Origin of the sequence: Enterobacter sp. JH25 (assembly GCF_021725435.1) — a bacterium.
Taxonomy (GTDB): Bacteria; Pseudomonadota; Gammaproteobacteria; order Enterobacterales; family Enterobacteriaceae; genus Enterobacter; species Enterobacter intestinihominis.
Map to the genome: position 1 here is coordinate 2,141,284 of NZ_CP091319.1, position 11,730 is coordinate 2,153,013.

Genomic DNA, 11,730 nt, shown 5'->3' on the forward strand with positions numbered 1-11,730 from the left:
TTCACGCACTGACCCAACCGCCGCCCAGCGCTTTATACAAATCAATTTGCGCCAGCAGCAGGTTGTTTTTCACCTGTACCACGCTGGTCTGCACCGAGAACAGCGTGCGCTGTGCATCGAGCACATCCAGATAAGAAGAGTACCCGTTGCGGTAGCGGTTTTGCGCTATCCGCAGCGTCTCCTGCGCGACCGCCTGCTGAGCCAGCAGCTCGTTAAGCTGTTCCTGATAACGGGTGATGGCATCAAGGCTGTCATTCACCTCGGCAAACGCATTACGTACGGTTTTTTCGTAGCTGTACAACGCCTGATTACGCTGAGACTGGGAGATATCCACCTGTGCATTCAGCGCCTGTCGGTTCAGCAGCGGCGCAAGAATACTGCCGCCCACGCTCCAGAGCTGGAGGGGGTTATCCAGCAATCCCGACAGCGTGCGATCCTGCACCGATCCTGTGGCCGTGAGGTTGATCGACGGCAGCAGGCTGGCACGCGATGCCGCCAGCGTCGCGTCCGCCGCAATCAGCTGACGTTCAGCCTGGACGATATCCGGACGCCGGTTCAGTAACGTCGACGGCAACTGGGAGGGCAGTTTCAGCGGCATCAGGGCATCAAAGCTTTCACCGCGCACAACGTCACCCGGGTTGCTGCCCAGCAGCAGGCTGAGCGCATTCTCCTGCTGCGCAATCTGGTGCTGAAGCAGTGGAACCTGAGCGCGGGTGGCGCGCAGCTCAGAATCCGATTGCATCAGCTCAAGGCGAGAGCTGTATCCCGTCTCAAACTGTCGTTTAGCAAGATTGAACGCCTCTTCACGCGATTTCAGCGTGGACTGGGTAACGCGAAGCTGTTCATCCAGCGACAGGAGAGTGACGTACCCGGAGGCCACCGACGATGCGACCGTGAGATCTGCCGCCGCGGCCGCCGCCTTTTGTGCCTCCAGCGACGCTTCGGCGGCACGGGAGGTGCTGCGGTTTACCCCCCAGATATCCACGTCGTAGCTGGCGGTCAGGCTGCCTTTGTACAACGTACCGTATACCGGAAGGCCTGTTGCGGCGGACTGCGAGCGCGCGCGCGTCCCGGTCACGCCCGCGTCAAGCGACGGGAACAGGCTGCCGTCGGCAGCGTACACCCGGGCCTGATACTCGTTAATCCGCTCGCGGGCAATCAGCACGTCGCTGTTGTTCTTCAGCGCCTGATCCACATAGCGGTTCAGATTGCTGTCGTGGAAATTGCGCCACCAGAGCTGTTCTGTCGGGCTGGTTGGCCCCGACGTCGCGCGCCACTGGGCCGGGATGTGCAGGGACGATGTGGCGGGCTCAACGTCAACCGACTGGCAACCCGCAAGGATAGCCATCATCAGCAGGCCGGCTATCGGGCGAAGCGTCATTGTTTCGCCTCCCGCGTGTCGATGGTGACCTGCACCGACATGCCAGGGCGCAGCAGCCGGTACGCCTCCGGCTCACCGAGTACCTCAATGCGTACCGGGATGCGCTGGGCGATTTTAACAAAGTTGCCCGTGGCGTTATCCGGGGTGATAGCGCTGAACTCGACGCCTGTGGCCGGGGATATGCTCTCCACGCGGCCCTGATAGGCTTTATCGTTTAAGGCATCGACGGTGAATTTCACTGGCTGTCCGACGCGTAAATTCGCCAGCTGCGTCTCTTTGATATTGGCGATCACCCAGTGCTGCGGCGGGACCAGCGTGGTAAGGTGCGTCCCGGCGGTGACGTACGCTCCAAGACGCACCGCAATTTGCCCGAGCTGACCGTCACGCGGCGCGACAATGCGGGTGTTTTGCAGATCGATCTGCGCAAGCTCCAGCGCGGCTTTCGCATTTTGAACGTCCGCTTCCAGCGAAGCGCGATTGACGATAACCGTTTGTAGATCCTGGCGCGACATCTCAAGCGTTGCTTTCGCCTGGTCGATATCGGCGCTCCCCTGGGCGGCACTGGCCAGCGCCGCATCGCGCTCGCGAATGGACAGGGAGCCGTCTGCGGTCAGATCCTTCACGCGTTTCAGATCCGCCTGGGTTTTCAGACTTTGGGCACGGGCGTTTTTCAGTGCCGCTTCGTTTTTGGCAATCACCGCTTCCGCGCTTTTACGCTGTTGCAGGTTGTTGTTCAGCGCAGCAATTTTCATTGCCAGCTGCGCCTCGGCCTGATGGACGCGCTGGCGATAGATCCGGTCATCAATCTGCAACAGCAGGTCGCCTTTTTTAACCTGCACAAAATCCTGAACATGGACCTCAGTAATGTAGCCGTTGACTTGCGGACTGATGAACGTGGTCTGGCCGCGCACGTAGGCGTTATCAGTAAACTGGGTATGACGCGTGAACGGGGGCAACTGCCAGGCATAAAGGATCACCAGCACCCCGACAATGCCGATAGCCGCGGCGGTGAAAATGGAAACGACGCGTACATTTTTGCGGGTGTTGGCCTGCTCTTTGGCGGCATCCTGCTGACTCATAACTTCTCCTGAAAAATAGTCATTACTTATTGCCAGTGGCGTTCTTAAGGGCCATACGGGCGGTGATGCGCAGGCGCAGCAAGCGCCATAAAATCCAGACCAGCGTGGCTGTGGCAATGCTCGCCGTCAGGAGATAAGTATCGTTGTAAGCCAGAATGTTTGCCTCAAGCGTCGTCACCGTCTGAAGCTGAATAATGGCCTGGGTTCCCAACAGGGAACTGTCGCCAACCAGGCTTTTATACATCTGGGTGTAAAGCTGAATGCGTTCGTTCACCAGCGGGTTGAGGGTGGTGAGCTGGTCAGCCAGCAGGCTGGAATGGTACTTCTCGCGCCAGGTCTGGAAGGTACCAAGGATTGCAGAACCCAGCAGGCCACCAAGGTTCTGACTCATGCCAAACATTACGGAAAAGCTGACCAGATTGCGTGGATCGGCGATCACCCCGCCAATGGCGGCCAGCATCGCAGGGGCGAGGAAGAAAGCGCTGCCGAAACCAAGCAGGAACTGGCTGAACATCAGCTGATCCGGCCGGGTCAGGTTGTTGGACTGGCTGTCCAGCAGCGAAGCAACAATCATCAGCGCCAGCGAGGTGATAATCGGCCAGGCCAGCTTAGTGGGTTTGATCGTCAGACAGCTGGTGACGATACCGCAGACGATTCCGGCGAAAATAGACCACGCCAGATGGGTCATCTGTTCATTCTGTAGGCCCGCATATTGCAGCCAGCCGATGACGCCGGTGTTCTGTTCCGCCAGTACGATGCGGATCAGCAGCATAATCAAACCCAGGCGTACGATGCTGCCGCTGGACAGCCAGCGGGTATTGAGCAGCGGGTTGCTGCGGTTATGTTCAAAAACGATTGCACAGACAATTAGCACCAGCGAGAGAGCCAACGCCCAGCCGATCCACGGTGTTTCAAACCACCATTCCAGACGCCCTAGCGACAGAACCGCGCACAACAGCGCCATACCGGGCGCAAGCAAAAAGAAGGTGATGAAATCTTTCTTCTCGAAAACTTTGCGTCGATCGCCCGGGGGCAGTTTCAGCACCATCACGCAGGCCAGTGAGATCAGGGCCAAACCCAGCTCGAAGAAGTACAGCCCACGCCACTCATCAAGCTGCAACAGCTCGGTGGAGAACAGCCGCGCCAGCGGTATCGCCAGCGACGAACCGGTAATGCCGATGGTCAGCGCCTTGAGTCGGTGCTTCGCGGGCCAGGCCTGTATCTGGTAATAAATGCCGAGCGAGCTGAGCGCGGCGGCGACCATCCCGTGTGCCGCCCGTACCATCAGCGCCGAGCTGAGATCGTTCACAAACAGGTGGAAAAAGGTGACCAGCACATACAGCACCAGGAAGCCTTCCGTAAACGCGCGCAAACCGTACTGCTGGCGAAACTTTACCAGCAGCAGGTTGATGGAGACGTTGGTCATGACATAGACGGCAGGCAGCCAGGCGATTTCAGTCGACCAGGCGCCGAAGGTGCCTTGCAGATTTTGCAGATTGGCGGTGACGACCGCGTTACCCAGCGCCCCGGTCAGACACACCAGCAGGCCGACCACGCCATAGGCGATCCGTTTCGACGTTGGATGTTCCGGGGTGGAAGGGGAACCCAGCAGAGCGGGTTTCTCGTGTGGCTGCCACTCGCGAGGAGCATAAGGATCGCGTTGGGGCAGGCGCATAACGGGGTTTACCTTTAAAAATGTTGAATTGTGAGCGGGCTAATGATTCTACGGCTGACGCAAATCATAATTCAAGTGAATACGAATATTGTATGTTAATCAAATGTAGAGGGAATGATGAAGAAAAAGTGCGGCTCGCGAACGGAGCCGCAATAATATTATCGCTGTTCCGGCTGCGCCTGAAGGTGGCGTTCACGGTTGATGCGGCTGGCACAAAAAATTGCAATGAGGGAGATAGCGACCGTCACGCCCAGATACCAGGCCACGGGTACCCAGTCGCCGTCGTATTTCGCCAGCAGTCCGGTAGCGATTAGCGGTGCCGTTCCGCCCGCCAGCGCGGCCCCAAGTTGATAACCCAGCGTGATACCGGTGTAGCGAACGTTGGCACTGAAAATTTCAGAGCAGAGCGTGCCGAGAACTGCCGTCACCGGTGCCCACAGTACGCCAAAAGCGATAACGGTCGCGAGCACAATTCCCCAGGTGGTACCGGTATTCAGCAGCATAAACCAGGGCACGATAAACAGGCCGAGCACGAAGACACTGACGGCGTACATACGCTGGCGGCCAACCCTGTCGGAGAGCAGCCCCATCAGCGGGATCATGATAGTGGCGACCAGTGCGCCAAGAGTTACTGCCTCCAGCGCCTGGGATTTCTGATAGGTCAGGGTGGTAGTGGCGTAGCTCACCACAAACGTGGAGAAAATATAGAACGGTGCTGTCTCAACAACCTTAAGCCCGGCGGCAATTAGCACTTCACGCCAGTGGTGTTTTATGGTGTCGCGCAGCGGAGCTTTCGCAACCTGGCCGGATTTTTTCACTTTCTGGAAATCAGGCGTTTCGTCAATATCTTTCCGGATCCAAAGCCCCAATATTACCAGCACGGAACTGAGCAGGAACGGAATGCGCCAGCCCCAGGAGAGAAAATCCTCTTCGCTGAACAGCGTCATTAGCGAGACGATAAATGTCGCCATCAACATGCCGATGGTAACGCCCGCCTGCGGAATACTGCCGAAGAAGCCTTTGCGTTTTTCTGGCGCATACTCGTAAGCCAGCAGTAGCGCGCCACCCCATTCACCGCCGATACCCATCCCCTGAATAATACGCATCAGGATCAGCAACGCGGGCGCACACATCCCGATCATGTCGTAGGTGGGCAGCAGGCCAATCATCACGGTTGCACCTCCCATCAATGAAAGGGTGAGGACAAGCGTTTTTTTGCGACCGATACGATCCCCGATATGTGCAAAGAGAACGCCGCCAATGGGGCGAATAAAAAAGGTCAACGAGAAGGAGAGATAGGAGAGGATCAGCCCGATTACCGGGTCGACCATCGGAAAGAAAATCTTGTTAAACACCAGCGCGGCAGCGGTGCCATAGAGAAAATAATCAAACCATTCAATAGAACTTCCCGTAAGACTGGCAATTAATACCTTTTTGTTTTTCCGTAATACCGTTGCCGTGCTCTCATGTTGTGTCATGACTCAAAACTCCGCCACGTGGATGATAATAGAGGTGTTACCTGGCGCGCTTCAGGTGCAACCTGTCGGTGTGTAATGGTTGTGAAATTGTTAAGCAACTTAGGGTTGGATGTTACGTTTGGCAAGTCAGCCAGAACTAAAACGGGTCAGATCACGATGGATTAAGCAGCAACTGGTGCTTTTTCAGCACGCTGTTGTGGCAGGATGTGTTGAAGGGCAGATAATCAAAAGCACAAACTCAGGGTGCAACCCAATTGTTTTTGGATGTTTCTGGTTATTTCATCAAAATGACAAATATGCAGCGTAATGAGCACCTCGGCTTTCAGAGTGATCTCCTTTTCAACCCCGTTGTGTGAAGTACTCTAAAGATTAATGCTGTAAGGAGGTAACGATGACAATGGCACTTTTCCCCTGTCTGCCTGGCACAACCCTCGACGCCGTGAATACCGTTGGGGCGTGGCTTGCTCAGGACGACTATCAGGACAACCAGCCCGTTGATCTGGTGATTCTGGCGGGTAACGCGGTGATCCCCGCGATTGATGCTGCCTGTAAAATCGCGGCTGAACAGGGGGTTCCTCTGATCATCAGCGGCGGGATCGGTCACTCGACGACCTTCCTCTACGCCGCGATTGCTAAGCACCCCCGCTATAACAGGATACCCACCACCGGGCGGGCAGAGGCGGCTATTCTGGCCGACATCGCCCGTGAATTCTGGAACATTCCGGCTGAGCATCTTCACGTTGAGGATCAGTCGACCAACTGTGGCGAAAACGCCCGCTTCAGCCGGGCGTTGATGAAACAGTCCGGACTGAACGCCGCCCGGGTGCTGGTAGTGCAGGACCCGACGATGCAGCGTCGCACAATGGCTACGTTTGCCCGCGTTTGCCGCGACGAGGCTGCATCGCCCGCATGGATGAGTCATCCCGGCCTGACGCCCGTGCTGCAAAACAGTGACGACGGTCTGGCGTTCAGCGGCCCGGTCGAGGGGTTATGGCCGGTAGAACGTTACCTGTCGCTGGTGCTGGGTGAATTTCCGCGACTCAGGGACGACATCAACGGCTACGGTCCGGCGGGACGTGATTTCATTGCCCATGTCGATATCCCTGCCGACGTGGACGCCGCGTGGCAGATCCTGCGAAACGACGTCATTCTCACCGACGCGCTGGTGAGCCGTTCTCTGCTGTAATGCTCTTGCCCGTTTGCGCCATCTTTTACGCAAACGGGCAGCCTTTGTTGCCGATTTGTGATTTTTGAAACGGGCTGACCCGTTTCTTTTATGAGATATCTCACAAAAACAGACTCATAGAGTAGGCAATTGCCCCGGTAATTATAGTTTTTAACATTAAGTTTACTTGTTAAAAACAGTGTGATTACAGGAGCAGGTTATGACAGTACCCGTACAACATCCTATGTATATTGATGGACAGTTTGTTGCCTGGCAGGGTGATGCCTGGATTGACGTGATCAATCCGGCCACGGAAGAGGTCATTTCCCGTATTCCCGACGGCACCGCCGAGGACGCCCGCAAGGCCATTGACGCGGCAGAGCGCGCGCAGGCTGGCTGGGAGGCGCTGCCTGCCATTGAACGCGCCAGCTGGCTACGCAAAATTTCCGCCGGGATCCGCGAGCGCGTCAGCGAAATCAGCGCGCTGATTGTGGCCGAAGGGGGCAAGATCCAGCAGCTGGCGGAAGTGGAAGTTAACTTTACAGCTGACTATATCGACTATATGGCCGAGTGGGCGCGCCGTTATGAAGGGGAAATCATTCAGAGCGACCGTCCGGGCGAGAATATTCTGGTGTTTAAGCGCGCCCTTGGCGTCACCACCGGCATTCTGCCGTGGAACTTTCCCTTCTTCCTGATTGCCCGTAAGCTCGCTCCTGCGCTAATCACCGGCAACACCATCGTTATCAAACCGAGCGAATTTACCCCAAACAACGCCATTGCGTTTGCCAAAATCGTCGACGAGATTGGCCTGCCGAAAGGCGTCTTCAACCTGGTGCTGGGCCGCGGTGAAACCGTCGGACAGGAGCTGGCCGGGAACCCGAAAGTGGCGATGGTCAGCATGACCGGCAGCGTCGGGGCGGGTGAAAAGATCATGGCTGCGGCTGCGAAAAACATCACCAAAGTGGGGCTGGAGCTGGGTGGTAAAGCCCCGGCCATCGTGATGGACGATGCCGACCTCGAGCTGGCCGTGAAGGCCATTGTGGATTCACGCGTCATCAATACCGGACAGGTGTGTAACTGCGCGGAACGTGTCTATGTTCAGAAGGGGATCTACGACCGCTTTGTGAATCGTCTGGGCGAGGCAATGAAAGCCGTCCAGTTTGGCAATCCGGCTGAGCGAACGGATATCGGCATGGGGCCGCTGATCAACGCCGCCGCGCTGGAGCGTGTGGAGCAGAAGGTGGCGCGCGCGGTGCAGGAAGGGGCTAAAGTGGTCCTTGGCGGTAAAGCGGCAGAGGGCAAAGGGTATTTTTATCCCCCAACGCTGCTGCTGGACGTACATCAGGACATGGCCATCATGCACGAAGAGACCTTTGGCCCGGTACTGCCGGTAGTGGCTTTCGACACCCTGGAAGAGGCCCTGAAAATGGCCAACGACAGCGACTACGGTTTAACCTCGTCTGTATATACGCAGGATCTGAATGTCGCCATGAAAGCCATTAAAGGGCTTAAGTTCGGCGAGACCTACATTAACCGTGAAAACTTTGAAGCGATGCAGGGCTTCCATGCGGGCTGGCGGAAATCCGGGATCGGCGGGGCGGATGGCAAACACGGACTGAATGAGTATTTGCAGACGCAGGTAGTCTATTTGCAGTCGTAATCAGGAGCCCCCTCCATGCGAGATAATGTGTGCACGGAGCAGTTCCCTCGCCCCTTTGGGGAGAGGGTTAGGGTGAGGGGAACATAGGGCTCTGGTGGTCATTCCGTTCACTTTAGGTTCCTTGCTACTCTGTAACAAAATGACCGGTGAACGTGCCAGGGTGGCTCAGTCGCCACCACCCTGGCGACCCGGGCTCCCGGCGGTAAATCGCCGCTTCGCGGTCCCTTCAGCTTATTCCTTCCGGCTTATCGGGGACGGGCGGAGGTAACATCCCTGTAATCCCTCCGTTATTCTGAAGGCACGTTAATGCTTCTGATTTCAAATAACTGGGAATACTCGGCCCTCCGTAAAAGGGGGTTCACATTTTCAGGAAAGGTGGTTATGTTGGCGCGATAACTGTTATTTATCGGGAAACAACATGCGCACAAAATATACGGGTCTGCAAATCAGCATTCACTGGCTGGTTTTTCTGTTAGTGATTATGGCCTATTGCGCCATGGAATTCAGAGGTTGGTTCCCGCGAACCGATCGTCCGCTTATTAATATGATCCACGTTTCCTGCGGGATCAGCATCCTGGTGCTGATGGTGGCGCGCCTGTTTATCCGCCTGAAATTCCCGGCTCCGCCCATTCAACCGAAACCAAAAGCGATGATCACCGGGCTGTCCCATCTGGGGCATCTGGTTATCTACCTGCTGTTTATTGCGCTGCCGCTGATCGGCATGGTGATGATGTATAACCGGGGAAATGACTGGTTTGCGTTTGGCCTGACGATGCCGCATGCGGCGGAGGGGAATTTTGACCTGGTGGATACGCTAAAAGCGTGGCACGTAACGCTGGCGAATCTGGGGTATTTTGTGATTGGTTTGCACGCCTTTGCCGCGCTGATGCATCACTATTTCTGGAAAGACAATACGCTGCTGCGCATGATGCCGAAAAAGCGTCAGTGACCGATAATGCCCTGCCAACCCGCAGGGCATTTTTTTTGCGGCTTATTGCAGTTGCGCGCGCTCCTGCGCCGTTAAGTCCAGTTCCTGAGTTGTACCCGTTTCTGAAGATTTTACCGCCGCTTCCAGCACCGCCATCACCGCCAGGGCTTCCACCGGATGGACCGGATTGTCAATCTTGCCGTTCAGGGCATCGCGCACGTTTATATAGTACTGCCGCTGGTCGCCTTTTGGCGCAGGGATAGCGCTGGCTTCACCCTGGGCATTAAACAGCACCATAGCGTCGCTGTCCTCACCCCAGCTTTCGCTACCCGGAATGACGCCTGCCAGAAGCTGGGCTTCCTGCTGATCGATGCGCGCTTTCACCACGCTGGCCTTATCGCCGTGGACGGTAAAGCGGGCAACGCCGCCTGCCACCAGCATGCTGCAATGGAGGACCACTTTGTGTTCAGGATAGTTCAGCACCACGTGCGCCCAGTCGTTAATTTCCGCACCGTCACGCAGGGTGGCGATGTTGCCCTGTACCGACAGCGGCAGACCAAAAAGCTGTAGCGTCTGGTCAATCATGTGCGGGCCTAAGTCGAACCACAGGCCACTGCCGGGAACATTTTGCTCTCTCCAGCGCACGCGAACCTCCGGGCGGAAACGATCGATATGCGATTCAAAGTGTTTTACCTTGCCGATACTGCCTTGCTCAATCACCTGCTTAATGCCGAGAAAATCGCTGTCCCAGCGGCGGTTATGGAAGACAGAGAGCAGGCGCTGTTTTTCTTGCGCAAGCGCAATCAGATCTCGCGCTTCCTGCATATCCAGCGTAAATGGCTTATCCACCACTACGTGCTTGCCGGCGTTGAGCGCCAGGGTGGCCAGCGGCGCATGGGTCGCGTTAGGGGAGGCGATAACCACCAGGTCGATATCCGGGTGCTGAATAGCCTCTTCAGGGGTGGCAACAACGAGGATGTCCGGCAGATCGCGTTTGACCTTTTCTTCATCCCGGGATGGGACCACCGCCAGCTTCAGGCCGTCGACGGACTGGATCAGCGGGGCATGAAACGTCTTACCCACAAAACCATACCCGATCAGCGCAATATTCATTGTCTTCACTTTATTCATGACCTTCTCCACGTTAATGCGCGCAAACGGTAACCTGCACGGCGCTATGGTCCCCGAGCTCTGCCCAGGGACGATCTAAAAACAGTTGATGAATCTGGGATAACCCTGAAACCAGATAAGGTTCGCACTGGTTGAGTTTCAGATGATCGGCGACTACCCAGTGCGCCTGGCTTGCGGCCAGCATGGCACGCTTCACCTCGGCATCCGCCTCCTGACTGGCGCTCAATCCGAGCTCGGCATGAATGGCGCATGCGCCAAGGATGGCGATATCCGCCCGGTAGCGAGAGAGCAGCGAAAGGGTGGCGCTTCCGGCAAACAGGCGCTGTTTCTGATCCCACTTTCCACCAAGCAGGATCAGATCGATATCTTCCCGATCGCTAACCTGCTGGGCGATATCAAGAGAAGGGGTGATTATGGTGAGCGGTCCCTGCAGGAAAGAGGCAACGGCCAGAAGTGTGCTTCCGGCGTCCAGAAAAAGCGTCGAGCCCGCAGGTACGCACTGCGCAACCTGTTTACCCAGCCGCTGCTTGATTTCAGGCAGTAAGGTATTCCTGCTAACTCGGTTCATCGTCGAGAGATTCAGCGCGATGGCGCCGCCATGGTTTTTTTGCGCCAGTCCCTGTTTTTCCAGATCGGTCAGATCGCGACGGATGGTATCCGCCGAAACCTGCAACTTTTCTGCCAGCTCAGTGATGCTGGCCTGGCCTTGTTCAGTAATAATTTCAAGTACATATTTCTGTCTGGCGGTTTTATGCATGGGTGCAGTATCCTGCAAAATGTCGCAATACTATGCAGTTTACAGCATTTTACAGGAAAGGGAATCGTAACAGGAGGGGGATGTTGTCCAAAAACAGTTTAATAAGGTGAATATTGAATTAGCATTAATCAGTCATCAAAAACATGTATGTATCGTTTAGACCTGATGTTAACGCTATGTTTTACATAGAAATTTGGTTAAAGCTACCGAATAAGGAGTTCGAATAAGAATATAAAACCAGATTATAAATATAAATTGGTGCTTATATCTATTAGATATTCTTTTTAAAGTAAAATAATTTAATATTAATCAGCGAATGACTTAAATTGACAGTTCTTTGAAAATCTTTGTGTCTGATTCGAGATGAAATAAACGCAAAAATGTACATCAAGGTCTTTCAGAATTTTCCTTAAATTACAGAGGGTTTATATGTTTCAGCGTAAACGCATCTAATAGCCATTTGTCCAGAAACCCCA

The 11,730-nt window shown here is 55.4% G+C and carries 9 protein-coding genes; 3 read left to right on the forward strand and 6 right to left on the reverse strand.

Features of this window, described 5'->3' with window-relative positions; translation table 11 throughout:
- Position 1 precedes the first annotated feature (1 nt).
- The 4 genes from L2Y28_RS10440 to L2Y28_RS10455 all read right to left on the reverse strand — a co-directional run bounded on the left by L2Y28_RS10440 (position 2) and on the right by L2Y28_RS10455 (position 5,613).
- Positions 2-1,381, reverse strand: a complete 1,380-nt coding sequence (locus tag L2Y28_RS10440) for an efflux transporter outer membrane subunit (protein ID WP_022648053.1) — start codon at positions 1,379-1,381, stop codon at positions 2-4.
- On the reverse strand, positions 1,378-2,460 hold the full coding sequence (locus L2Y28_RS10445) for an HlyD family secretion protein (protein ID WP_022648054.1): 1,083 nt from the start codon (positions 2,458-2,460) through the stop codon (positions 1,378-1,380). The genes L2Y28_RS10440 and L2Y28_RS10445 overlap by 4 nt, the downstream gene beginning before the upstream one ends.
- Positions 2,461-2,482: 22 nt before the next feature.
- Positions 2,483-4,135 (reverse strand): MFS transporter, encoded by a 1,653-nt coding sequence (locus tag L2Y28_RS10450; RefSeq protein WP_022648055.1) that lies wholly within the window; start codon positions 4,133-4,135, stop codon positions 2,483-2,485.
- A gap of 158 nt (positions 4,136-4,293) precedes the next feature.
- Positions 4,294-5,613: an MFS transporter gene (locus L2Y28_RS10455; RefSeq protein WP_022648056.1), complete on the reverse strand. Its 1,320-nt coding sequence runs from the start codon at positions 5,611-5,613 to the stop codon at positions 4,294-4,296.
- Between the two features lie 391 nt (positions 5,614-6,004).
- Between L2Y28_RS10455 and L2Y28_RS10460 the strand changes: the two genes are divergently transcribed.
- The 3 genes from L2Y28_RS10460 to cybB all read left to right on the forward strand — a co-directional run bounded on the left by L2Y28_RS10460 (position 6,005) and on the right by cybB (position 9,387).
- Positions 6,005-6,799, forward strand: a complete 795-nt coding sequence (locus L2Y28_RS10460; RefSeq protein ID WP_022648057.1) for a YdcF family protein — start codon at positions 6,005-6,007, stop codon at positions 6,797-6,799.
- Positions 6,800-6,998: 199 nt separating this feature from the next.
- The gene (gene aldA, locus L2Y28_RS10465; RefSeq protein ID WP_022648058.1) at positions 6,999-8,438 is read left to right on the forward strand and encodes an aldehyde dehydrogenase; all 1,440 of its coding nucleotides are present in this window, start codon (positions 6,999-7,001) and stop codon (positions 8,436-8,438) included.
- A 418-nt stretch (positions 8,439-8,856) separates the two neighbouring features.
- On the forward strand, positions 8,857-9,387 hold the full coding sequence (gene cybB, locus L2Y28_RS10470; RefSeq protein ID WP_022648059.1) for a cytochrome b561: 531 nt from the start codon (positions 8,857-8,859) through the stop codon (positions 9,385-9,387).
- Positions 9,388-9,429: 42 nt separating this feature from the next.
- On the opposite strand, the gene L2Y28_RS10475 is transcribed toward cybB, so the two are convergent.
- Together L2Y28_RS10475 and L2Y28_RS10480 are read right to left on the reverse strand one after the other, a co-directional pair.
- Positions 9,430-10,497, reverse strand: coding sequence for an oxidoreductase (locus L2Y28_RS10475; protein ID WP_236919590.1), 1,068 nt, complete (start codon positions 10,495-10,497; stop codon positions 9,430-9,432).
- Between the two features lie 13 nt (positions 10,498-10,510).
- A complete protein-coding gene (locus L2Y28_RS10480; protein WP_022648061.1) occupies positions 10,511-11,254 on the reverse strand; it encodes a DeoR/GlpR family DNA-binding transcription regulator in 744 nt (247 codons plus the stop codon).
- Between the last annotated feature and the right edge of the window lie 476 nt (positions 11,255-11,730).